At 50.7% G+C, this 21,806-nt stretch carries 24 protein-coding genes; 11 read left to right on the forward strand and 13 right to left on the reverse strand.

Annotated features, from left to right (window positions below; translation table 11 throughout):
* Positions 1-146: 146 nt before the first annotated feature.
* Positions 147-362: a hypothetical protein gene (locus ACL2XO_RS01385; RefSeq protein ID WP_413726177.1), complete on the forward strand. Its 216-nt coding sequence runs from the start codon at positions 147-149 to the stop codon at positions 360-362.
* Between the two features lie 99 nt (positions 363-461).
* Here ACL2XO_RS01385 and ACL2XO_RS01390 read toward each other — a convergent pair whose 3' ends face one another.
* Together ACL2XO_RS01390 and ACL2XO_RS01395 are read right to left on the reverse strand one after the other, a co-directional pair.
* Positions 462-782 carry a DoxX family protein gene (locus tag ACL2XO_RS01390; protein ID WP_413726178.1) on the reverse strand — a complete coding sequence of 107 codons (321 nt, stop codon included), beginning with the start codon at positions 780-782 and terminating at the stop codon, positions 462-464.
* 1 nt (position 783) lies between these two features.
* Positions 784-1,164, reverse strand: coding sequence for a DUF4267 domain-containing protein (locus ACL2XO_RS01395; RefSeq protein ID WP_132924074.1), 381 nt, complete (start codon positions 1,162-1,164; stop codon positions 784-786).
* A gap of 118 nt (positions 1,165-1,282) precedes the next feature.
* Between ACL2XO_RS01395 and ACL2XO_RS01400 the strand changes: the two genes are divergently transcribed.
* On the forward strand, positions 1,283-1,879 hold the full coding sequence (locus ACL2XO_RS01400) for a TetR/AcrR family transcriptional regulator (protein ID WP_413742036.1): 597 nt from the start codon (positions 1,283-1,285) through the stop codon (positions 1,877-1,879).
* A 186-nt stretch (positions 1,880-2,065) separates the two neighbouring features.
* Here the strand turns inward: ACL2XO_RS01400 and ACL2XO_RS01405 are convergent, their stop codons facing one another.
* Positions 2,066-2,455 (reverse strand): hypothetical protein, encoded by a 390-nt coding sequence (locus ACL2XO_RS01405; RefSeq protein ID WP_413742037.1) that lies wholly within the window; start codon positions 2,453-2,455, stop codon positions 2,066-2,068.
* A 323-nt stretch (positions 2,456-2,778) separates the two neighbouring features.
* Complete coding sequence (locus ACL2XO_RS01410) at positions 2,779-3,111, reverse strand: helix-turn-helix domain-containing protein (protein ID WP_203524265.1); 333 nt, start codon at positions 3,109-3,111, stop codon at positions 2,779-2,781.
* Positions 3,112-3,207: 96 nt separating this feature from the next.
* On the opposite strand from ACL2XO_RS01410, the gene ACL2XO_RS01415 reads away from it, so the two are divergent.
* Complete coding sequence (locus ACL2XO_RS01415) at positions 3,208-3,468, forward strand: helix-turn-helix domain-containing protein (RefSeq protein WP_413726181.1); 261 nt, start codon at positions 3,208-3,210, stop codon at positions 3,466-3,468.
* Between the two features lie 247 nt (positions 3,469-3,715).
* On the opposite strand, the gene ACL2XO_RS01420 is transcribed toward ACL2XO_RS01415, so the two are convergent.
* The 7 genes from ACL2XO_RS01420 to rpmH form a co-directional block, all read right to left on the reverse strand.
* Positions 3,716-4,009: a type II toxin-antitoxin system RelE/ParE family toxin gene (locus ACL2XO_RS01420; RefSeq protein WP_413742038.1), complete on the reverse strand. Its 294-nt coding sequence runs from the start codon at positions 4,007-4,009 to the stop codon at positions 3,716-3,718.
* Complete coding sequence (locus tag ACL2XO_RS01425; RefSeq protein WP_331122750.1) at positions 3,997-4,278, reverse strand: CopG family ribbon-helix-helix protein; 282 nt, start codon at positions 4,276-4,278, stop codon at positions 3,997-3,999. The genes ACL2XO_RS01420 and ACL2XO_RS01425 overlap by 13 nt, the downstream gene beginning before the upstream one ends.
* A 151-nt stretch (positions 4,279-4,429) precedes the next feature.
* Positions 4,430-5,794 carry a tRNA uridine-5-carboxymethylaminomethyl(34) synthesis GTPase MnmE gene (mnmE, locus tag ACL2XO_RS01430; RefSeq protein WP_413742039.1) on the reverse strand — a complete coding sequence of 455 codons (1,365 nt, stop codon included), beginning with the start codon at positions 5,792-5,794 and terminating at the stop codon, positions 4,430-4,432.
* A gap of 223 nt (positions 5,795-6,017) precedes the next feature.
* Positions 6,018-7,664: a membrane protein insertase YidC gene (gene yidC / locus ACL2XO_RS01435; RefSeq protein WP_132924067.1), complete on the reverse strand. Its 1,647-nt coding sequence runs from the start codon at positions 7,662-7,664 to the stop codon at positions 6,018-6,020.
* A gap of 2 nt (positions 7,665-7,666) precedes the next feature.
* Positions 7,667-7,924 (reverse strand): membrane protein insertion efficiency factor YidD, encoded by a 258-nt coding sequence (gene yidD, locus ACL2XO_RS01440; protein WP_132924066.1) that lies wholly within the window; start codon positions 7,922-7,924, stop codon positions 7,667-7,669.
* Positions 7,888-8,247, reverse strand: coding sequence for a ribonuclease P protein component (gene rnpA / locus ACL2XO_RS01445; RefSeq protein ID WP_132924065.1), 360 nt, complete (start codon positions 8,245-8,247; stop codon positions 7,888-7,890). Before rnpA ends, yidD begins: the two co-directional genes overlap by 37 nt.
* 17 nt (positions 8,248-8,264) lie before the next feature.
* Complete coding sequence (gene rpmH, locus ACL2XO_RS01450; protein ID WP_132924064.1) at positions 8,265-8,408, reverse strand: 50S ribosomal protein L34; 144 nt, start codon at positions 8,406-8,408, stop codon at positions 8,265-8,267.
* A 631-nt stretch (positions 8,409-9,039) separates the two neighbouring features.
* Here rpmH and dnaA point away from each other — a divergent pair.
* The 5 genes from dnaA (at position 9,040) to yidA (ending at position 16,780) form a co-directional block, all read left to right on the forward strand.
* Entirely contained in the window at positions 9,040-10,431 is a 1,392-nt protein-coding gene (dnaA, locus tag ACL2XO_RS01455; RefSeq protein ID WP_132924063.1) for a chromosomal replication initiator protein DnaA, read from the forward strand.
* Positions 10,432-10,433: 2 nt separating this feature from the next.
* On the forward strand, positions 10,434-11,534 hold the full coding sequence (gene dnaN / locus ACL2XO_RS01460; protein ID WP_132924062.1) for a DNA polymerase III subunit beta: 1,101 nt from the start codon (positions 10,434-10,436) through the stop codon (positions 11,532-11,534).
* A gap of 25 nt (positions 11,535-11,559) precedes the next feature.
* Entirely contained in the window at positions 11,560-12,654 is a 1,095-nt protein-coding gene (gene recF, locus ACL2XO_RS01465) for a DNA replication/repair protein RecF (protein ID WP_132924061.1), read from the forward strand.
* Between the two features lie 18 nt (positions 12,655-12,672).
* Positions 12,673-15,087, forward strand: a complete 2,415-nt coding sequence (gene gyrB, locus ACL2XO_RS01470) for a DNA topoisomerase (ATP-hydrolyzing) subunit B (RefSeq protein WP_132924060.1) — start codon at positions 12,673-12,675, stop codon at positions 15,085-15,087.
* Positions 15,088-15,961: 874 nt separating this feature from the next.
* Positions 15,962-16,780 carry a sugar-phosphatase gene (yidA, locus tag ACL2XO_RS01475; protein WP_413726185.1) on the forward strand — a complete coding sequence of 273 codons (819 nt, stop codon included), beginning with the start codon at positions 15,962-15,964 and terminating at the stop codon, positions 16,778-16,780.
* A 558-nt stretch (positions 16,781-17,338) separates the two neighbouring features.
* Here yidA and ACL2XO_RS01480 read toward each other — a convergent pair.
* On the reverse strand, positions 17,339-18,181 hold the full coding sequence (locus ACL2XO_RS01480; RefSeq protein WP_413742040.1) for a transposase: 843 nt from the start codon (positions 18,179-18,181) through the stop codon (positions 17,339-17,341).
* 277 nt (positions 18,182-18,458) lie between these two features.
* Here ACL2XO_RS01480 and ACL2XO_RS01485 point away from each other — a divergent pair, with 277 nt between their 5' ends.
* Positions 18,459-20,048, forward strand: coding sequence for an FGGY-family carbohydrate kinase (locus tag ACL2XO_RS01485; protein ID WP_413742041.1), 1,590 nt, complete (start codon positions 18,459-18,461; stop codon positions 20,046-20,048).
* Between the two features lie 64 nt (positions 20,049-20,112).
* Here ACL2XO_RS01485 and ACL2XO_RS01490 read toward each other — a convergent pair whose 3' ends face one another.
* Entirely contained in the window at positions 20,113-20,442 is a 330-nt protein-coding gene (locus ACL2XO_RS01490) for a YceK/YidQ family lipoprotein (protein WP_132924056.1), read from the reverse strand.
* Positions 20,443-20,728: 286 nt separating this feature from the next.
* Between ACL2XO_RS01490 and ibpA the strand changes: the two genes are divergently transcribed.
* Together ibpA and ibpB are read left to right on the forward strand one after the other, a co-directional pair.
* Complete coding sequence (ibpA, locus tag ACL2XO_RS01495; RefSeq protein WP_132924055.1) at positions 20,729-21,142, forward strand: small heat shock chaperone IbpA; 414 nt, start codon at positions 20,729-20,731, stop codon at positions 21,140-21,142.
* Positions 21,143-21,276: 134 nt separating this feature from the next.
* Positions 21,277-21,729, forward strand: coding sequence for a small heat shock chaperone IbpB (ibpB, locus tag ACL2XO_RS01500; protein ID WP_132927930.1), 453 nt, complete (start codon positions 21,277-21,279; stop codon positions 21,727-21,729).
* The last annotated feature ends 77 nt before the right edge of the window (positions 21,730-21,806 follow it).

Below are 21,806 nucleotides of genomic sequence, written 5' to 3' on the forward strand. Positions count from 1 at the left end.
CTTATTTTTATCAATGAATTTCCACAAATAAAATACTACGTTCGGATTATATTAATTGAGAAGAGTTTATTTATTAAGGTGTTTTTTAACTATTTTTGGTGGATTTTTAATCTTTGCACTGATAGAGCCGGTTTGTACTGCGTGAAATGAGTGGTCAGGTTTGGCTTACTCAGTTGGAAATGGCCGAGTTGTACCAGACCAGTGAACAAAATTTCGGCAAACACTTGAAAAGCGTGATCACTAAGGGGGGGCTGGCTGAGGAGGCGGTTGTAAACCAGAAGTTTACAACTGGCGCTGATGGTAAAGAGTATCTGACTTTGCTCTTTTCTCTGCCGATTGATCCGATGCTCAATTCGGACTGAATTCCATCAAAGAGATCTCCTATTTTGCAAAGCTATTTAGTGGCAAGATTCCCTGTGGGATACATTCGAACGACGTATGATTATTTCCGTGCCACACACTCAAGACGATATCTCTGCGAGCGCGATCACGACGATAAAAACACTCAGTGGTACAAGGTGCGTTAAGTCGCGGTGGCGCAAAACGGTCACCACCGCGGCCGCAATAATTGCTGTCCCAAGCGCCAGACCAACCATTCGACTGGCGGGCAGCGCAATCAGCAAGGCGCTTAATATTTCCAGGCCGCCGGTAAAACGGCCCCACCAGCGCGGGTAACCCCATCGGGCAAAATCGCGTCGCGTCGCGGCCGTGCCGATGGCGTTAACAAGGCCTGCTCCAAGGAAGCCGGAGGCCAGGAGCCAAACCGAAACAGCATGGACCATCTCAGCGTACCCCCATCAGTAAAGGAATAGCCGTTAAGATCATAAGCACGGCCGTAGGGGCATGAATGCCGAAGGCGCTTTTGGCGGAGCCTTTCGCAGCCAGAATCAGCAGCATGTCGCCGACAGGGACGATGGCTTCCACCAGCAGGATGATGCCGATCCCTTGGGGGGCGCCCCAGGCCATGAACGCCAGTATCAGCACTCCCGATGCAATGTCCCGCACCCCCTTGAGGCGGAGCCACCAAGGGATGTTGGCGCCGCTTTCAGGCAACGGCAGGCCGAAACTGCGTGTCGCGGTCATCGGTTTCAAAACATATTGGGTGCCGATCGCGATAATCGCCAGCGCCAGTAACAGCGCCATTCCCATCACAAGCCAATGCATGGCGGTAGTATCCTTAATGGTTAAATATAGCAATGAAATATAATCTATCATTGCTAGATAATCAAGCCTCCGTATAATAACAAGGCATATCGCACATCTGTGTCTGGGAGATCGAACGATGAGTATCGCCGAGCGGAAAGGCAGACAACGCGCTGAACGCGAATTCCGCATCATCGCGGCAGCGCGTGCGATCGCGGAGCGGGAAGGATGGAATGCCGTAACGATCCGCCGCCTGGCCGAAGAGATTGAATATAGTCAGCCGGTTCTCTATTCACATTTCGAGAACCGGGATGCGATTGTTGCAGCCGTCGCCATCGAGGGTTTCCAGGAGCTTACCGTCGCAATTCAGGAAGCGGCGCGTGAAGCCACCGGACCACGAAACGCCCTCGAGAATGTCGCCATGGCTTATTTCGACTTCGCATCGGGTCAGCCCGCACTCTACGAGGCCATGTTTATCCTGCCGACGGATCTGCGGTTCGCTGAAGCAGAAACCAGACCGGAACTGCGGGCGGCTTTCGACGCTATTGCTACGGTCATAACGCCGTTTTGCGACGACGAGGAGCTTGTGACCGAGACTTTTTGGGCGGCCTTGCATGGACTGGCCGAGCTTGAACGTTCAGGCCGAATCAGGCCCGGTGCGCGCGTTGAACGCATTATGCTGGTTGTTCGGGCGCTGCTCGTTTTCCGAAATAACTCACAGGACTCCGGCTCATAAGCCAAATTACCTTAAAAAATTCAATCTATAATAGGGGGTTTGCATAACAGAAAATGCTGTTGAAAATTATTAAATTAAATTTTAATAATTAAAAAATCATATTTTATTTGTTTGGACTCATCGGCCGAAAAATAACCATACACAAATCTTTCTACCGGTGAGTATGATTCTTGAAAGCCTGTATGATTAGCCCTTAATTCTTACCGCTAAATCCATCAACGCATCAAGCTCTATATTACTCAATCCCGTGGCCCGCTCTATCGTTGTGTGATCCAGACCCATAGACAATAAATTACGGGCGATTTCCCGGGCTTGCTCACTACGTCCTTCATTCCTTCCTTCATTCCTTCCTTCCAGTTTCAGATGTTCTGCTAGAGTCATCATTTCATCCCTGTAACGTGGCGTATTTTCCACAAGAATACGTAAAAAGGTTTTCGAGTCAAGAGTGTTTGTCTCCTGGGTGAGGTAGCGCAGCAGCGATTTTCCCTGGTCTTCGCTGAGTTGCGCTAAATCCATTAAAAAAGCAATATCCGGCAGCCGAAGGTTGATATCCCTTGCTTTGATATGTTTTTGCACATACTTAAGCAATGCCGCTTTGCCATGGGTTTTAATTTCACTGTTCGGTAACGGTGTGAATATCTACCGAATATAACCGTTATTTTGACCGAAGTGAGTGCGGTATAAATTTTCAAGGTGCTTTGCAATTTAATGCAACACGCTCGCTGTTTTCAGATACTAATTATCAATAATGAATTTCCACAAATAAAATACCAAGGTGGGATTATATGAAATGAACAGTGTTTAATTATTGTGAATTTTTCTAATATTTTTGGTGAATTTTTCATCATTGCACTGATGGGGCATTCAGTATAAATCTGACTTGTAGGGGAACCAAACCATCAATGCTTCCTTTCAGCCCGCCTTTTTATCAATGTAAAAATCTCTGTTTTCTCTTCCGGCGATAGCGTCAGGAATGCCAGCATCAATTCGGCTAACATATCATCGTCGGTATAAAAATAAGCTAACGGCACCTCCAGCACATCGGCTAACTGCTGGGCGGTCTTGATGCTGGCCTCATGGACGCCTTTCTCATAACGATTGATGCGGGCACTTGCGACAAACTCGTCAATCCCGGCGGCAATGCCGAGCTTCTTCTGTGATAAACCCTTAGCAAGCCGTGCCTGCTTGAGTCGCTGGTAAAAAACTTCATGGTAGTTTGGTTTAGATTTCATAACTACGATAATCGTAGTTATGGCTTGAAATCGATACTACGAATAACGTAGTATTGGGAGCCTATATTCTCTTAATGGCAAAGAGTTAAGGTTTACATGAAAAACGACTGGCATCCGGCGGATATAATCGCTGCCTTGCGAAAACAGGGCACCACATTGGCTGGGCTTTCACGCTCCGCCGGCCTTGGCTCATCGACACTGGCAAATGCGCTGACGCGTCCTTGGCCGAAAGGTGAATGGCTTATTGCCGAGGCACTGAGTATTCATCCTGCTGAGATTTGGCCGAGTCGCTATTATGATGGTGTGGGGGGGTTGATAGATCGTAAGATCAGAATTCGGGAAAAACGGCCGAAGTGACGCCTGAGCATTAATACACGCCGCCGCTGGTTATTCGCTTTCTAATATTTTTAGGCTTGCTGTGACATTATACGAATGCGAGTCTATTTCTGGTTAGTCCGCTATGAACCTACGCAGATACGATACAAAAGCTGGAAAAGTGGATATCCGGTTGATTTACCATTGTATTTATTGTCGTGTTTTTGTGCGGTGGGCACAATTTTAGACACGAAACGGAAATTGCTTATAACATTATGATTTTTTTGAGTTAATATCCCGCTTCTTTCTGATGCTGAAAGGCCAGCACATAAACACGGTCTTTTATTTTCTCGTAGCGGTACAACGCCACATAGCCGGAATCGCCGAATTCAATCATCAATTCCCGTAATACCGGCAGCTCAGTAAAAGGGCGGCCCATTTCGGGGTTGTTTCCCCGTTGCTCAAAATGCGCTTCGAGAACCTGACCCGCCCTAATGGCTGCCAGCGGATTTTTGCTGGTCAGGAACTCACGACAGCGCGTTAACCCGGTTGCAGTTCGTTGTGTGATGATTACTTGTGGCATTCAGGAATATCCGTTTCCGCTTCTGTTCCCCAGCCACGCAGCCAGGTTTTGACTTCATCACCCGTCAGATGCAGGCCGGTTTCCTGATACTCACGCCAAGAGTCGATGGCTTCCTGCTTAAAACTCTCGCGTGCCTCTTCGTGTTCAATATATTGTGTGATAGCGGCTATCATCAGATAGTGTGGGCTGCGATCGCGTGAATCCGCCAGTTTTTTGACACGCTCTTTGAGTCTGTCGTCGATCTTGAGTGTGGTGCTTGATGTTGACATGAAGCTGGCCTCTTATGGAGTATAAGGTGTTACCTGTTACCAGTTTCATGTGTGGATAGGGTAAGGGCAATACTTGAGAAGATGATTATTGTTTGGACCTATCAAAGCCAGGATAATCGGTGTCCATTTTAATTGTCCTATCTAACCAACATCACTTCCCGATACAAAAACTCGAAAATATCCGTCCCAGCAAATCATCCGAAGTGAATTCACCGGTAATTTCGCTTAATGCCTGCTGCGCCAGCCGTAATTCCTCCGCCAGTAGCTCACCAGCGTAAGCACTTACTAACTGTTCTTTGCCCATTATCAGATGTTCCGCCGCCGTATCCAGGGCCTGCAGATGACGCCGCCGGGCAAGGAAGCCCCCCTCCAGGTTGCCGTTGAAGCCGATGCTTTGCAGTAAATGGTCCCGCAGCAGGTCGATGCCGGCGCCGGAATGGGCGGAAAGGGTAATAAGTGAGTGGCCATTCACTTCGCTTACGGTTTCGGCTTCACCGGTCAGATCGGCTTTGTTACGGATAACGGTAATGGGCAACGCGGCGGGAACCCTGGCGACAAACTCCGGCCATAGGGTATTGGGGTCGTTTACCGCGGTGGTGGTGCCGTCCACCATCAGCAGCACATGGTCTGCCTGTTCTATCTCCTGCCAGGCGCGTTGGATGCCGATGCGTTCCACTGCATCACCCGCTTCTCGCAGGCCGGCGGTGTCGATAATATGCAGCGGCATGCCGTTCAGCAGGATATGTTCCCGCAGAACGTCGCGGGTGGTGCCGGCGATATCGGTGACAATGGCTGCTTCCCGACCGGCCAAGGCATTGAGCAGGCTGGATTTACCGGCGTTGGGGCGACCGGCTATCACCACCTTCATGCCTTCTCGCAGCAGGCTGCCCTGGCGGGCTTCGGAGCGTACCGTTTTAAGCTCGTCCATGACCTCGTTGAGCCGGCGTTCAATCCTGCCGTCGGAGAGAAAGTCGATTTCCTCGTCAGGGAAGTCGATGGCGGCTTCTACATAGATGCGAAGGTTAGTGACTGCTTCCACCAAATGCTGTATGCGTTGGGAAAAAACGCCCTGGAGCGAATTCACCGCCGAACGGGCGGCCTGCTGCGAACTGGCGTCAATCAGGTCGGCGATGGCCTCGGCCTGGGCCAAATCAAGCTTATCGTTGAGGAACGCCCGTTCAGAGAACTCTCCCGGACGGGCGATACGCACGCCTGGCAGCCCCAGGACGCGTTTTATCAACATATCCAATATCACCGGGCCACCGTGGCCGTGCAGTTCCAGCACGTCCTCGCCAGTAAAGGAATTCGGGCCGGGAAACCATAGGGCTATGCCTTGATCAAGCACAGCGCCGTCCTTGTCGCGAAACGGCAGATAATCGGCGTAGCGGGGTTTGGGCAGTTTGCCCAGCAGCCGGCGCGCCGCCTCGGCGGCCAAGCGGCCGGAAATCCGCACGATGCCTACCCCGCCGCGTCCCGGCGGCGTGGCGAGGGCTACAATGGTATCGGACTGGCTCATGCTGTTCTCTCTTCGCGCTTGGACGGCGCGCATAATAAAAAAGGCGGCCATATGACCGCCCTTGCATTTGCTGACGAAGTTTCCAGTCGGAACAGGATGCTAGATCGTAAACACGCCGTAAACCCATCCCTGGGGGCTCGATCCGCGCCGTCCATGGCGCGGACGGTTTACTCTTCTATCATCCTGTCCCGCCTCGTTGACTCCGAGAAAATTTGCATAACTGCTAGGTTTTCTTTTTATCCCGGCTGTGCAAACCGCGTTTTTCCAGGCCGCGATAAATCAGCTGCTGCTGGATAATGGTCACCATGTTGCTGATGATATAGTACAGCACCAGGCCCGACGGGAACCACAGGAAGAATACGGTAAAGATCACAGGCATAAAGGTCATGACCTTCTGCTGCATCGGGTCGGCAACGGTGGTGGGCGACATCTTCTGAATGAAGAACATCGTAATGCCCATCAGGATCGGCAGGATGTAATAGGGGTCCTGAGCGGAAAGATCTTGTATCCACAGGATAAACGGAGCGCCGCGCAGCTCGATGGAGCCCATCAGCATATAATACAGCGCCAGGAAGATAGGCATCTGCACCACCAGCGGCAGGCAACCCCCCAGCGGGTTGACCTTCTCGGTCTTATACAGCGCCATCATTTCCTGGCTCATGCGCTGCTTGTCGTCGCCGATACGCTCGCGCATGGCCGCCAGTTTGGGCTGCAGCATGCGCATTTTCGCCATGGAGGTGTATTGCGCTTTGGTCAGCGGATACATGATGCCACGGACGATAAAGGTGATGACGATAATCGAGAAGCCCCAGTTACCGACGTAGCTATGAATAAACTTCAGCAGCTTGAACAGCGGTTGACTGATAAACCACAGCCAGCCGTAATCCACGGTTAAATCCAGGTGCGGCGCGATGGCGGCCATTTTGTCCTGGATTTCCGGACCAACCCATAACGTCGCGTCCAAGGTGTTCTGCGCGCCGGGGGCCACGGTAACCGGGGTGGATTTGAAGCCTACCGCCGCCTGGCCGTTGTCCAGATTGCTGGTGAAGAAATTATGGTTGCCGGGGGTTTGCGGAATCCAGGCGGTGGCGAAATATTGCTGCAGCATGGCGACCCAGCCGCCCTGGGTATTGATGTTCAGGTTATCGTCTTTGATATTGCTGAAGCTGTATTTCTTGTATTTGGTATCGCTTGACGAGTAAGCCGCGCCGCGGTAGGTGTGCAGCGCAAAATTACTGCTGCTGGTATCGCGGTGCTTCGGCAGATCCACGGACTGCTTCAATTGGCCGAACATCACCAGTTCAAGGGGTTTGTCGCTGGTGTTGTTGACGCTGTATTCCACATTCACCGCATAGTCGCCGCGTTTGAGGATGAAAGTCTTGGTATAGGCGACGCCGTCCGGCGCGGTATAGGTCAGGGGAACGCGTAGCTCGCCCTGGTTATCCGCCAGGACATAGGTGTCCTGATTGATATTGTACAGAGGACGTTCGCCGTTGGCCGGATTATCCGGACCATTTTTGCCGGTCAGGCCGCTTTGCGCCTGATAAACAAATTCGGGGGAGGTTTCAAGCAAATGGAAAGGTTGATCTGAACCCAATTTATCAGGATAAGTCAGCAAGTGAGCCTGCTCGATATCGCCGCCACGGGTATTGATGGAAAGCGACAGAACGTCGGTTTTCACTTTGATCAATTGCCCTTGCCCACTGGCGGGTAAACCCTGATTTGCTGCGTCACCGGTAGCTGTGTTCGCTGTCTGTTGCGTAGTCTGAACCGTCGCAGGCTGCGGATTGTGGTCCGTTTGCCAGGCTTGCCAGATCATGAAAGACACGAACAGCAGAGCGATGAAAAGAAGATTGCGTTGCGAATCCATCGTTAATGTTCTCTGTTATCGTTGGTTTTCGGCGGCACGGGGTCATCGCCACCTGGGTTCAAAGGGTGGCATTTTAATACGCGTTTTAATGTCAACCAACTGCCTTTTAACATACCGAACCTGCGTATTGCCTCGATACCATACTGCGAGCATGTGGGCTGGAACCGGCAATGAGGCCCCAGCAGCGGGCTGATATAGAGTTGATACAAGCGTATCAGCCCGATCAGCAGCCCGGAGACTGGCGACAATGGCGGCGCCATAACTTTTCCAACGCTTCCGTCAAAGCGTGATTATCTAAATCCGCCACCCCTTTTTTGGCGATAACGACAAAATCCATTGCGGGCAGGGCGTGCTGGTGCGTCCGAAAGCTTTCTCGCGTAAGACGCTTGATGCGGTTTCGTTCATGAGCCCGTTTTACATGTTTTTTGGCGACTGTCAAACCGACGCGGGGATGCCCCAGCATGTTCAGGCGGCCGAGGATGGTGATTTGCGGCGTGCCGGCCCGTTGTGGCTGCTGGAAGACGAAAGTAAAATGATTGGGAGTTAACAACCGTAACTCCCTGGGAAATGCGAGCTTAACCACCCGGGGGGTTAGCTTTATTACTTCGAAGAGACGGTCAGACGTGCACGGCCTTTAGCACGACGGCGTGCCAAAACCAGACGACCATTCTTCGTTGCCATACGCGAGCGGAAACCGTGATCACGGTTACGTTTCAATACGGACGGTTGGAAAGTGCGTTTCATAGCGATTTCTACCTAACTAATATTTGACTTCACAGTAAACGCGTTTGGCTGTTCGGCGTGAAAAGACCGACGCCTCAATCGCATTACGCATTAAAGAGGCGGGATTGTAGTAATTGTACAGTCCTGAGTCAATTCCCATCACGTTTTACCCACCTGAATACTCGTGCCTGCCCGGAATCTTCGTCTGAAAACAGAACAAAGGAAACAGGCATCACGCGTAGGGGTGAGAATTATACGGGTTCCAGGCCAAAGCGCAAGGATCAGGCGGGATCTGCCACATTAAATTTAGGATCCCGCCAGAGAAGAGCAACCGTTGAAAATCAGACTATGCTTAATTTCACTGATATAAGACTTACATTTTATCCCAAGGATGGAGAATCGGTTACACTCATTCCCGCCCTTTTCAGCCTGTGGATAAAAAGGATCGAAACTGTGTAGAAGAGGAGGATCTCTGGCGCGCTTTGCGTTATGATCCGCAGTCCCCTGACGGGATCCTCAAGGGGTTTCGTTGCGGTAAACCGTTTAAGGCGGTTCGCGGATTGCCATCGCGGTAACCCGTGTCAAAAAGATGATCCTGAATCATACAGTTTTGTTCTTTTCCTTTGTTGATCTTGTTCGATTGGAGTCCGCCGTGTCACTTTCGCTTTGGCAGCAATGTCTTGCCCGACTACAGGATGAGTTACCTGCCACAGAATTCAGTATGTGGATACGCCCTCTTCAGGCGGAACTGAGTGACAACACTCTGGCATTGTACGCCCCCAACCGATTTGTCCTGGACTGGGTGCGCGATAAGTATTTGAATAACATCAATGGGTTGTTAAATGATTTTTGCGGTACCGATGCGCCTTTGCTGCGATTTGAAGTGGGAAGCAAGCCGCCGTTATCGGTGGTGGTCAATCCGCAGCCGGTGAACCATGTCAATGAGGCGCCGGTGCAGGCGGCCCGTCCCAGGCCCATGCGGCCAAGCTGGGACAGTTCGCCGGTGCAGCCGGAGCTGTCATATCGTTCGAATGTCAATCCCAAGCACAATTTCGATAACTTTGTCGAAGGGAAATCCAACCAGCTGGCGCGCGCGGCGGCGCGGCAGGTGGCGGACAATCCCGGCGGCGCTTACAACCCGCTGTTTCTGTACGGCGGGACGGGCCTGGGTAAAACGCATCTGCTGCATGCGGTGGGCAACGGCATTATGGCCCGTAAAGCCAATGCCAAGGTGGTCTATATGCATTCCGAGCGCTTTGTGCAGGATATGGTGAAAGCGCTGCAGAATAACGCTATCGAGGAGTTTAAACGCTATTATCGCTCCGTGGACGCCCTTCTTATTGATGATATTCAGTTTTTTGCCAATAAAGAGCGTTCGCAGGAAGAGTTTTTCCATACCTTCAATGCCTTGCTGGAAGGCAACCAGCAGATCATTCTGACGTCCGATCGCTATCCCAAAGAGATTAACGGCGTGGAAGATCGTTTGAAGTCGCGTTTCGGCTGGGGCCTGACGGTGGCCATCGAGCCGCCTGAGCTGGAAACCCGCGTGGCCATTCTGATGAAAAAAGCCGATGAAAACGACATCCGGCTGCCGGGAGAAGTGGCGTTTTTTATCGCCAAGCGCTTACGTTCCAATGTTCGCGAACTGGAAGGGGCGTTGAATCGGGTCATTGCCAACGCTAATTTCACCGGCCGGGCCATTACCATTGATTTTGTGCGCGAAGCGCTGCGGGATTTGCTGGCCCTGCAGGAAAAACTCGTCACCATCGATAATATCCAGAAAACCGTGGCGGAATATTATAAAATCAAAGTGGCCGATCTGCTGTCGAAACGGCGATCCCGTTCGGTGGCGCGGCCCAGGCAAATGGCTATGGCGCTGTCGAAAGAATTGACCAATCATAGCCTGCCGGAGATCGGCGACGCTTTCGGCGGGCGCGATCATACTACCGTGTTGCACGCCTGCCGCAAGATCGAGCAGTTGCGTGAAGAAAGTCACGATATAAAAGAAGATTTCTCCAACTTAATCAGAACATTATCTTCCTAACTATGAAATTTATCGTTGAACGCGAGCATCTGCTTAAACCTCTGCAACAGGTTAGCAGCCCGTTAGGCGGGCGACCCACCCTACCGATCCTGGGCAACTTATTGTTGCAGGTGGCGGAAGATCGGCTATCGCTGACCGGTACCGATCTGGAGATGGAAATGGTGGCGCAAGTCGCCCTGTCCCAACCCCATGAGCCCGGCGCCACCACCGTGCCCGCGCGCAAATTCTTCGATATTTGCCGTGGTTTGCCCGATGGGGCGGAAATTACCGTGACGCAGGAAAACGAACGCATGCTGATCCGGTCAGGACGCAGCCGTTTTTCCCTGTCCACCCTGCCCGCCACCGATTTCCCCAATCTTGATGACTGGCAAAGCGAGGTTGAATTCACCTTGCCCCAAGCCACGCTGAAACGGTTGATTGAATCCACCCAGTTCTCCATGGCGCATCAGGACGTGCGATACTATCTGAACGGCATGCTGTTCGAGACCGAGGGCGAAGAGCTACGTACCGTCGCCACCGACGGGCATCGCCTGGCGGTATGTTCCATGCCGGTGGGACAGGCGCTGCCGACCCATTCGGTGATCGTGCCTCGTAAAGGGGTGATGGAGCTGGTGAGGATGCTGGATGGCGGCGAAACGCCGTTAACGCTGCAAATCGGCAGCAATAATATCCGCGCCAGCCTCGGTGATTATATCTTTACCTCAAAACTGGTTGACGGCCGTTTTCCCGATTATCGCCGGGTGCTGCCGAAAAACCCGGACAAGACCCTGGAAGCCGGTTGTGATGTGCTTAAGCAGGCTTTTGCCCGCGCGGCCATTCTGTCCAATGAAAAATTCCGCGGCGTGCGCCTGTATCTGAGCAACGATCAGCTGAAAATCACCGCCAATAATCCTGAACAGGAAGAGGCTGAGGAAATTCTGGACGTCTCCTATCAGGGCACTGAAATGGAAATTGGTTTTAACGTCAGTTATGTGCTGGATGTGCTTAACGCGTTGAAAAGTGAACAGGTCCGGTTATTGCTGACCGATGGGGTGTCGAGCGTGCAAATCGAAGACTGCGCCAGCCAGGCGGCGGCCTATGTTGTTATGCCGATGCGTCTCTAGAGATGTGGTAAGGTAGTGTGACTGAATGGCCCTATCGCGTCTTCTCATCCGTGATTTTCGTAATATCGAGTCCGCCGATTTGGCCCCGGCCGCTGATTTCAATTTTTTGGTCGGTGCCAACGGAAGCGGAAAAACCAGCGTCCTGGAAGCCATTTATACCCTCGGACACGGCCGGGCATTCCGCAGCTTGCAGGTGGGGCGCGTTATTCGTCACGAGCAGCCGGAGTTTATGCTGCATGGCCGGATAGACGGGATGGGGTCGGACTCGCGGCAAACGTCGGTGGGTCTGAGTAAAAACCGGCTGGGGGATAACCGGGTACGCATTGATGGCAGCGACGGGCATAAAGTCGCTGAGCTCGCCCAGCTGTTGCCTATGCAGCTCATTACGCCGGAGGGATTCACCCTGCTGAACGGCGGTCCGAAATACCGTCGTGCCTTTATGGACTGGGGGTGTTTTCATAACGAGCCGGGTTTTTTCACCGCCTGGAGTAACCTGAAGCGTTTGCTCAAACAGCGAAATGCGGCTTTACGCCAGGTAAGCCGTTATGCGCAGCTGCGCGCCTGGGATCAGGAATTGATCCCCCTGGCGGCGCTGATAAGCCGCTGGCGGGCCCTGTACAGCGAAGCGATAGCGGTGGATATCACTGCGACCTGCGCCTTGTTTTTACCGGAGTTCCAACTGGACTTCAGTTTTCAGCGCGGCTGGGATCGCGAAAGTGACTACGGCGATCTGCTGGAACGGCAGTTTGAGCGCGATCGGGCATTGACATATACTGCTTCCGGCCCGCACAAGGCGGATTTTCGCATCCGCGCCGAGGGAGTCCCGGTTGAGGATTTGCTGTCCCGCGGCCAATTGAAATTATTGATGTGCGCCTTGCGCTTGGCGCAAGGCGAGTTTCTGACCCGCCAGAGCGGTAGACAGTGCCTCTATTTGATAGATGACTTTGCCTCAGAGCTGGACGCCGGCCGCCGCAGGCTGCTGGCGGAGCGCTTGAAAGCCACCCGGGCCCAGGTTTTCGTCAGCGCGCTGAGCGCTGAACAAATCCGTGATATTACGGATGAAAAGGGCAGGATGTTCCTGGTGGAACAAGGTAAAATACGTATTCAATCCGAAGTTTAAAATGAGCGAGAAACGTTGATGTCGAATTCTTATGACTCCTCAAGTATCAAAGTACTCAAGGGACTGGACGCAGTGCGTAAACGTCCGGGAATGTATATCGGTGATACGGATGACGGCACCGGTCTGCACCATATGGTATTCGAGGTTGTGGACAACGCTATCGACGAAGCCCTCGCCGGCTATTGTAAAGAAATTGTCGTTATCATTCATGAAGATAACTCTGTATCGGTTCAGGATGACGGGCGCGGTATTCCCACCGGCATCCATGAGGAAGAAGGTATCTCCGCCGTTGAAGTCATCATGACCGTGCTTCACGCCGGCGGTAAGTTCGATGACAATTCCTATAAGGTGTCCGGCGGTTTGCACGGCGTGGGCGTATCGGTCGTCAATGCCTTGTCGGAAAAGCTGGAACTGGTGGTTCGCCGCGAAGGCAAAGTCCATGAGCAGACCTATAAAGGCGGCATACCGCAGGCCCCGCTGGCCATCGTCGGCGAAACCGATCAAACCGGGACCACCGTGCGTTTCTGGCCGAGCCTGGAGACGTTCACCAACAATACCGAATTCCAGTATGAAATACTGGCCAAGCGCCTGCGGGAATTGTCTTTCCTCAATTCCGGCGTGGCCATCCGTTTGGTGGATAAACGGACCGATAAAGAAGATCTTTTTCATTATCAAGGCGGTATCAAAGCCTTTGTTGAATACCTGAATAAAAACAAGACGCCGATTCATCCTACTGTATTCTATTTTTCCACGGAAAAAGACGGTATCGGCGTGGAAGTCGCCCTGCAGTGGAATGACGGCTTCCAGGAAAATATTTATTGCTTCACTAACAATATTCCCCAGCGCGATGGCGGTACGCATTTGGTGGGATTCCGTGCCGCAATGACCCGTACCCTGAACTCCTATATGGACAAAGAGGGTTACAGCAAAAAAGCGAAGGTCAGCGCCACCGGCGATGACGCCCGTGAAGGATTGATAGCCGTGGTGTCGGTAAAAGTGCCGGACCCGAAATTCTCCTCCCAGACCAAGGACAAGCTGGTTTCCTCCGAGGTGAAAACCGCGGTGGAGACGCAGATGAATGAGCGGCTGGTGGCCTATCTGCTGGAAAACCCCACCGATGCCAAGATCGTGGTGGGCAAGATTATAGATGCCGCCCGCGCCCGTGAAGCGGCGCGCAAAGCGCGGGAAATGACCCGGCGTAAAGGGGCATTGGATTTGGCGGGGTTGCCGGGCAAGCTGGCGGACTGTCAGGAGCGGGATCCGGCGCTGTCAGAACTTTATCTGGTGGAAGGGGACTCGGCGGGCGGTTCGGCCAAACAGGGCCGGAACCGTAAAAATCAGGCGATTTTGCCGCTGAAAGGGAAAATCCTTAATGTGGAGAAAGCGCGTTTTGACAAGATGCTCTCTTCTCAGGAAGTGGCGACGCTGATTACCGCGCTGGGCTGCGGTATCGGCCGGGATGAATACAATCCCGATAAACTGCGTTATCACAATATCATCATCATGACCGATGCCGATGTGGATGGTTCCCATATCCGCACCCTGCTGCTGACCTTCTTTTATCGCCAAATGCCCGAGGTGATAGAACGCGGTCATGTCTTCATCGCCCAGCCGCCGCTATACAAGGTGAAGAAAGGCAAGCAAGAGCAGTACATCAAGGATGATGATGCCATGGATCAATATCAGATATCGCTGGCGATGGACGGTGCCGCGGTTCATCCCAACGAGCATGCCCCGGCATTGGCCGGCGAGCCGCTGGAGAAACTGGTTGCCGAGCATTATGCGGTGCAAAAGATGATTGGCCGTATGGAGCGTCGTTATCCGCGCGCCTTGTTGAATCATTTGATCTATCAGCCGACGCTCCATGAGCCGGATCTGGCGAACCAAGAGCATGTGGCAAGTTGGATCGGCGCCTTGGTGAACGATCTCAATCAGAACGAAAAACATGGCAGCAGCTATAGCTATACCGTGCGCGAAAACCGTGAACGCCAGCTGTACGAGGCGGTGCTGAAGATTCGTACCCATGGCGTGGATACCGATTATGTGATGGATTTCGAGTTTGTTCACGGCGGCGAATATCGCAAGCTTTGCTCGTTGGGTGAAAAACTGCGCGGCCTGATAGAATCGGACGCTTTTGTGGAGCGGGGTGAACGGCGCCTGCCGGTTACCACCTTTGAGCAGGCATTGGACTGGCTGGTAAAAGAGTCACGGCGCGGTCTGGCCATACAACGTTATAAAGGGCTGGGTGAAATGAATCCGGAGCAGCTGTGGGAAACCACCATGGATCCGGAAAGCCGCCGCATGCTGCGGGTGACCGTCAAAGACGCTATTGCCGCCGATCAGCTATTTACCACCCTGATGGGTGATGCGGTGGAACCGCGGCGCGCCTTCATTGAAGAGAATGCGTTGAAAGCGGCTAATATCGATATTTAACGTTTATCGATAGCGGCGGTCAGCTTTTGATTGGCGCTGAAAACAAAAAAGGCGGCCGTTGGCTGCCTTTCTTTTCAATTTATGGTTATGAATCATTTGAATTTATATAATATAAGTATATATAATCTCTATTATTTGTTTACTATTTTTATAGTTGTGTTTTGCTAGTTCGGATATTTACACGTCTACTCAACTTCTTATATAATGTCAACGTTGTCGAGTTAGGGGCAAGTCACTTTAAATGGAACGACAACGGTAACTGCCGCGCCATTATTTGGCGCGGCGTTTCCTTAGATAATAATATAATTTAATTATAACTAATAAAATATCAAATGAATTAGTATCAATGAACAACTCGCGATCTCGTCATCGTTCGAAAAAGAGTGCCCTCGATGATATAACACGTGATAGCCCTTGGCTCGAATAGCCATACTTCGACGCGCAGCTTTCCATTTTCCGGTTTAATCTTCACCAGTGATTTTGTTTTCATATATTCCCTTCCTTTGGGTTTGCTACTTTTTATGTCACTCAATGACGGCAATCAATAATAAATTATCCGCATAAGAAGTCTAACGAAAGAAGGTTAGAAATATTTCATAATAATGGGTTAAATCAATATTAATTTAATAGTCTGATGTATCTTTAATATTCAAGGATAAAATCATGAGCCCATTGAAATATCTTTCAGTCTAATTACCGGCAACGCAATCTGTGAGCATATTTACCTTCAGGGATGCCTGCAAACCGGAATCAACACGAAACATTCACCGTAAGCGGTGGATTTGCGCTATTATCGGTTGGTTTAGTATGATGATTGAGTGATGACGGAATGGCGACTTATTCTGGCTTTCCGCCACCGCCTAAAGAGGGTGCAATGACGATAAAACTTATAGCAATAGATATGGACGGGACCCTGTTAAATCATAAGCATGAGATAACCCCCGCGGTTAAACGCGCCATAAGCGCAGCGCGGGATAAGGGTGTCTATGTTGTCTTGGCCACCGGCCGGCCCTTTATCGGCATACAGCGCTACCTGCTTGAGCTGGATTTACAACAGGAAGGGCATTACTGCATTACCAATAACGGCGCGCTGGTCCAGCGGACGGTTAACGGCGATCGCGTATCGGAAATTACCCTCGATTTTGACGATTATCTTTATTTCGAGGCGTTGTCACGGCAGCTTGGTGTGCATTTTCATGCGCTGACTTTCTCTACACTCTATACGGCAAATCGGGATATCGGCCGCTATACCGTTTTTGAAGCTTTTCTGACCGGTATGCCGTTAAAATTCCGCCGGGTAGATGAAATGGACCGGGGTCTTCGGTTTCCTAAAGTGATGATGGTTGATGAGCCGGCTATTTTGGACCACGCCATCAGCCAGATCCCGCAGGAAGCCTTTGACAGATATACCATTATGAAAAGCGCCGAATATTACCTGGAATTGTTGCGCAAAGAGGCGAATAAAGGCGAGGGAGTCAAGGCATTGGCGGAGCATCTGCATATCACGGCTGATGAGGTAATGACGATCGGAGATCAGGCGAATGATTTAGCAATGATTAAGTATGCCGGCATTGGCGTGGCGATGGGGAATGGCATTGATGAAGTAAAAGCCGCCAGCCAGTTCGTGACCAAAAGCAATCTGGAAGACGGCGTTGCGGTGGCAATCGAGAAATTTGTACTGAATTCCCGCTAGCATTGGGGCTTGACGCGAAAACGACACTCAGAGCGGCGTCCCCTAGAGAAAGGGGGATGAAACATGGCGAAGAGGTGCCTGAATGCTATGCCACAAATCTCAGGATGTGCCGGTTAACGCGTAAATCTCAAATAACCAAGGCTTCCACCGTTATGACATAAAGGTTATGGTCATTTTGGGGAAGTCAGACTCAGTCTTATTCTCTGTTCACTTAGCGTTACCTTATATATTATTTGACACCATTTATAGATGATGTAAACAGGTATTTTATACTTCGCTGTACTTTTTTAACTTATTGCCGGGCAACTCACTTTATACGGCGCGAAATTATTATTGGTTGCATTAATTGAAATGAATTTTTCTCCGCACACTTTTAAGTTAGTTTAAAATTCGAACCTATTATTTGATAGCATTCAGCCGAGGACGATATAAGAATATTGTTCATATTGATTGTTCTCCTTCATTATATGCACCTAATTATTAATATGTGTTTGGCCTTGTCCATAAAGGTTCCTAACCATAATTATTCGGTATTTTTTTTCTTTGTCAGTCTCGGATTTATAACCTATTTTTTCTATAATTTTCTAAAGTCATGTTGTGTATTTCTCTACACCAGCGGTGAATGTTAGTACAACAAATATTGTAATGTTTGGCGACCTCATATACAGGCTTTTTAATGCCGCAAGCTTCCTGGACAATCTTTTCTTTTTCTAATGTAGTAAAAGTTTTTCTCTTTTTTTTTAACTCATAAGAATGAATTATGGTATCCAGTGCCAAAAAGGGAGTTTTATTAGCTGAAGGATTTTGATAAATATATTCCAGAATTTTTTTTAACTCTGTGATGGACATGGAAAAATGCTTTTTACACCATGCAAATATATATTGATGCGGAATGTCGTGTATTTTAGCCACCCTGCTACAGTTAGAATATGGGTGGCAAGCCTCAAGTACGATAGAACACTGTTCATCACGGCTTCTTGCTTTATGGCTGGCAATACAGCGGTGATGCGGCTTATTATTTTTTTTAAGTTTAATGCCATGTTGCGTTTGAAGTAATAAATCTTTTGCTTTTTCAATCTGAAATGATGAGGAAGGTTTGTTATCTTCACCACAACAATGGTCGTTTTTTCTTGCTATGGATAAATCAAGAGGAAGGTTATCCTCTTTTTTTGATAACTCTTGTTCAGAACGGTTTGACTGAACCAAGCTAAAAATATATATGTTTTTTGTATGTTTTTCGCTGCTCCCACCTTGATGCTGGTGCGTTTCATGGGATTTCATATCTACATTGTAAGCTTCTTTGAGTCCCATCTTCAGCTTAACATAATTGCCATTAAAACTGACATCGTAACTTTCCCCATGAGTTTTTTCCCAACCGGCAAGGGAACCTATAGTGTTCATTTTTATTTATCTCCATAATGTTATTATACTGTTTAATTGTTATAATAAGTCTTAACTTAAATAAGGTAAAATAACTATTTTTAATGAATTAATTGCCAGCAAATTTCTTCCTTTTTAAGGTTAAAAAATATAACACAGAATATATAAATTTTTTTTCAATAAAGATTCCATCAATAGCGGGTATGCTAGATCCATCTCACAGTTTTTTGTTAAATATTTTGTTGTTCATCATGCTCTTTAGTTAGAATGCTAACTCGTGGTAGTTATGGAGAAATCTATGAAAAACCCATGTTTTATCGGCGTGGATGTGGGATCCGCCAGCGTCCGCGCGGGCATTTTTGACGGGCAGGGTCAGCGGCTGGCTTTTGCTGTGCGCCCGATTCAACAATATCACCCGCGCCCGGGCGTGGTGGAGCAATCATCACGGCAAATCTGGTCTCAGGCCTGTGAGGCCATCAAAGAGGCGGTAAAAGAGGCCGGGGTAGCGCCGGACTCGGTGGTTTCGCTGGGCTTTGACGCCACCTGCTCGCTGGTGATGGTGGATGGCAGTGGGCAAGGTATTTCCGTATCTGAAGGCGGGGAAGCCGAGCGCGATATCGTCATGTGGATGGATCATCGGGCGGTAGAGGAAGCTCAGGCAATTAATGCCACCGGCGATGAAGCGCTTGCCTACGTGGGCGGAGAGGTGAGCGTTGAAATGGAGCTGCCGAAAGTATTATGGCTTAAGCGGCATTTCCCCGATCGATACCAGCGCGCCCGGCGCCTGTTTGATTTGGCTGATTTCCTGGTATGGCGCGCCACCGGCGCCGATGTTGCCAGTGTGTGCACCCTGACCTGCAAATGGAACTATCTGGCCCATGAGCACCGCTTTAGCACATCGCTTTTACAGGCCGTCGGATTAACGGATTTATTGGAAAAAGTGCCGTCAACCATCCTTGAACTGGGCCGACCGGCAGGCACCCTGAGCGAAACGGCGGCAAGCCAATGCGGCCTGACAACCGCTGTTATCGTGGCCGGCGGCATTATAGATGCCCATGCCGGCGGCCTGGCGCTGGTGAGCTCACGTCCCGAAGGGACGCTGGCGATTATCAGCGGTACGTCTAACTGCCATATGCTGGTAAATCAAAAAGAGATACACGTTCCCGGTGTCTGGGGACCGTATTGGGGCGCGATGTTGCCGGATTGGTGGCTTAGCGAGGGGGGGCAAAGCGCCGCCGGGGCCCTGGTGGACTGGACGCTGCGGCAACATGCCGCCTGGCCGCTCCTGCAGCAGCAAGCGGCGCTGGAACACTGCAATGAATATACCCTGCTTAATCGATGGGTGGCCGCTCTGGAACAGCGGGAACCCCTGCCCACCCGGCAGCTGCATGTGTTGGCGGATCACTACGGCAACCGTTCCCCCCGCGCCAACCCCCATGCCCGCGGCGCGGTTATCGGCCTTACCCTTGAAGAGGGACCGGATGCCCTGGCCCGGCTCTATCTCGCCACGCTTCAGTCCATTGCCTATGGTACCCGCCATATTATCGATGCCATGAATCAGGCCGGTCATCACATTACCCGGTTGATGATATGCGGCGGTGCGACAAAGAATCCCCTGTGGCTGCGTGAGTATGCCAATGTCACCGGTTGCGATATAGCGTTGTCGGCGGAAGACGATGTGGTGACGCTGGGGGCCGCGTTATTGGGGGCGGTTGCCGCTCAAGCTTATCCCACCTTGACCGAGGCCGCCCAGGCGCTGGTGCGGCCCGGATCAATATGTGCAGCGGATGCCGGCCAAGCCGCTTTCCACCAGGCGAAATATCAGGTTTATCTGCGCATGTATGAGGATTTGCAGCAGGCGGTGAAGATAATGCGTCCCTGGTGCTGACAGCGAAAGGGATGGCGGCGGATAAAAAAATTCGCCGTTACCCTGGCTAATCGGGCTAATCGGGCTAATTGGCGGCGGGGGGATTATCAGCGTTGGCTGAGGAGGCGCCATGCAGCATGCGTTCTCGGGGTGAATCAAGGCGTTTATCGCTGTTTCGGCGCAGGTAATCATAGGGCAGCAGCATGGTGTCGAGCACTGCGGAAAACGGTAAATCAATTGCCGCAAAGGGGATCATGCTCCAATTAGTATCGTCATCTTCCAATACTGCCATGCTGGCTCGGGTTCCGGGATAATAACCCTGGTTGGGGCCGGTATGGGTCATCACACTTGAACACCCTGTGCTGCCCATTAATGCGCAGCTTGCCGTGAGAAAGAGCAATGTCTGTTTTAACATAGTTTCTCTGCATCCATTTTTGTCATAATAATTTGATGGCTACGCATTAGTCGGAATGAGTAAATATGCTGCTGCTACGGCCTATTCAGTGTAAGTTATAATAAACTCTTCTCAATCTGATTTCCCTCAATCTGCGATATTTTTTTCGTATTCCCCCTTGAAAAAATTACGGCCGGCGCCATTTTATAGTTGTGGCCGGGAAAAATATGCCGTAAGGGTATTTGGTCACCGACCTGTCCATCCGGAAGGTTGTTTACCACCTCGCTGATTGCTGGAGGCTTTAACCATGCGTAATTTTGATTTATCACCTCTCTACCGTTCGGCCATTGGTTTTGATCGGCTGGTCAACCTGCTTGAATCCGGGCAGACCCAAAGTAACGGCGGTTATCCTCCCTATAATGTGGAATTGGTAAATGAAAACCAATATCGCATCGCCATTGCTGTAGCAGGTTTTGCCGAACATGAGCTCGATATTACCGCCCATGACAACCTGTTGACGGTCAAAGGCGCCCATGGGGACGAGCCCACGGAACGCAACTATTTGTATCAAGGCATCGCCGAGCGCAATTTCGAACGTAAATTCCAATTAGCTGAACATATCCAAATTAAAGGCGCAAATTTGGAAAATGGATTGCTCTATATCGATTTAGAGCGTGTGGTTCCGGAAACGTTGAAACCGCGCCGTATTGAAATCAAGTAAACCGGCCGCAGTCCGCAGCCACAGTATGTAATAACATCCGCCTGCCGAAAACGGGGGCAAGCTTAACCCTATCTATATACCCTAAAGATAAAGGGTATTACAGATTATCTCGCTTCAAAGAAGGAGTAAATATGATGCGTAACTATGATCTCTCTCCACTATTACGCCAGTGGATCGGTTTTGATAAATTAGCCAGCAGCATGCAGGGCAATCAGGATGACTTTAGCTTCCCGCCCTATAACATCGAAAAAAGCGACGATAACCATTATCGCATTTCGCTGGCATTGGCCGGGTTCCGGCAGGAAGATCTGACTATCGAGGTTGAAGGCCCGCGTTTAAGCATCGCCGGCAAACCCCTGGTGTCGGAGAAGAAGGTGGAATATCTCCATCATGGCCTGGTCAGCAAGCCTTTCTCCCTGAGCTTTACCCTGGCCGAACATATGTCCATAACCCACGCCGAATTTACCAACGGCTTATTGCATATCGATTTGGAACGCCATGTTCCCGAATCCTTGCAGCCCCGCCGTATCGCCATCAGCAGCGGCGAACGGTCCCCGGTGCTGGAACACCAGGCGGACGGGCAATAAAACATTCGACCGCGTTGTACGCCCCAGGTGTGCAAGGGTTGAACCGCCCGCGGGCATAACATTACCTACTGCGCCAC

Origin of the sequence: Sodalis sp. RH15 (genome assembly GCF_047324255.1) — a bacterium.
Classification (GTDB): Bacteria; Pseudomonadota; Gammaproteobacteria; order Enterobacterales; family Enterobacteriaceae; genus Acerihabitans; species Acerihabitans ligni.

What these genes read in the sequence shown, in the direction of transcription:
- ACL2XO_RS01385 (WP_413726177.1), top strand. Translation starts at nt 147, where the DNA reads ATGAGTGGTCAGGTTTGGCTTACTCAGTTGGAAATGGCCGAGTTGTAC.
- ACL2XO_RS01390 (WP_413726178.1), bottom strand. Translation starts at nt 782, where the DNA reads ATGGTCCATGCTGTTTCGGTTTGGCTCCTGGCCTCCGGCTTCCTTGGA.
- ACL2XO_RS01395 (WP_132924074.1), bottom strand. Translation starts at nt 1,164, where the DNA reads ATGCATTGGCTTGTGATGGGAATGGCGCTGTTACTGGCGCTGGCGATT.
- ACL2XO_RS01400 (WP_413742036.1), top strand. Translation starts at nt 1,283, where the DNA reads ATGAGTATCGCCGAGCGGAAAGGCAGACAACGCGCTGAACGCGAATTC.
- ACL2XO_RS01410 (WP_203524265.1), bottom strand. Translation starts at nt 3,111, where the DNA reads ATGAAATCTAAACCAAACTACCATGAAGTTTTTTACCAGCGACTCAAG.
- ACL2XO_RS01415 (WP_413726181.1), top strand. Translation starts at nt 3,208, where the DNA reads ATGAAAAACGACTGGCATCCGGCGGATATAATCGCTGCCTTGCGAAAA.
- ACL2XO_RS01420 (WP_413742038.1), bottom strand. Translation starts at nt 4,009, where the DNA reads ATGCCACAAGTAATCATCACACAACGAACTGCAACCGGGTTAACGCGC.
- ACL2XO_RS01425 (WP_331122750.1), bottom strand. Translation starts at nt 4,278, where the DNA reads ATGTCAACATCAAGCACCACACTCAAGATCGACGACAGACTCAAAGAG.
- mnmE (WP_413742039.1), bottom strand. Translation starts at nt 5,794, where the DNA reads ATGAGCCAGTCCGATACCATTGTAGCCCTCGCCACGCCGCCGGGACGC.
- yidC (WP_132924067.1), bottom strand. Translation starts at nt 7,664, where the DNA reads ATGGATTCGCAACGCAATCTTCTTTTCATCGCTCTGCTGTTCGTGTCT.
- yidD (WP_132924066.1), bottom strand. Translation starts at nt 7,924, where the DNA reads ATGGCGCCGCCATTGTCGCCAGTCTCCGGGCTGCTGATCGGGCTGATA.
- rpmH (WP_132924064.1), bottom strand. Translation starts at nt 8,408, where the DNA reads ATGAAACGCACTTTCCAACCGTCCGTATTGAAACGTAACCGTGATCAC.
- dnaN (WP_132924062.1), top strand. Translation starts at nt 10,434, where the DNA reads ATGAAATTTATCGTTGAACGCGAGCATCTGCTTAAACCTCTGCAACAG.
- recF (WP_132924061.1), top strand. Translation starts at nt 11,560, where the DNA reads ATGGCCCTATCGCGTCTTCTCATCCGTGATTTTCGTAATATCGAGTCC.
- gyrB (WP_132924060.1), top strand. Translation starts at nt 12,673, where the DNA reads ATGTCGAATTCTTATGACTCCTCAAGTATCAAAGTACTCAAGGGACTG.
- yidA (WP_413726185.1), top strand. Translation starts at nt 15,962, where the DNA reads ATGACGATAAAACTTATAGCAATAGATATGGACGGGACCCTGTTAAAT.
- ACL2XO_RS01480 (WP_413742040.1), bottom strand. Translation starts at nt 18,181, where the DNA reads ATGAACACTATAGGTTCCCTTGCCGGTTGGGAAAAAACTCATGGGGAA.
- ACL2XO_RS01485 (WP_413742041.1), top strand. Translation starts at nt 18,459, where the DNA reads ATGAAAAACCCATGTTTTATCGGCGTGGATGTGGGATCCGCCAGCGTC.
- ACL2XO_RS01490 (WP_132924056.1), bottom strand. Translation starts at nt 20,442, where the DNA reads ATGTTAAAACAGACATTGCTCTTTCTCACGGCAAGCTGCGCATTAATG.
- ibpA (WP_132924055.1), top strand. Translation starts at nt 20,729, where the DNA reads ATGCGTAATTTTGATTTATCACCTCTCTACCGTTCGGCCATTGGTTTT.
- ibpB (WP_132927930.1), top strand. Translation starts at nt 21,277, where the DNA reads ATGCGTAACTATGATCTCTCTCCACTATTACGCCAGTGGATCGGTTTT.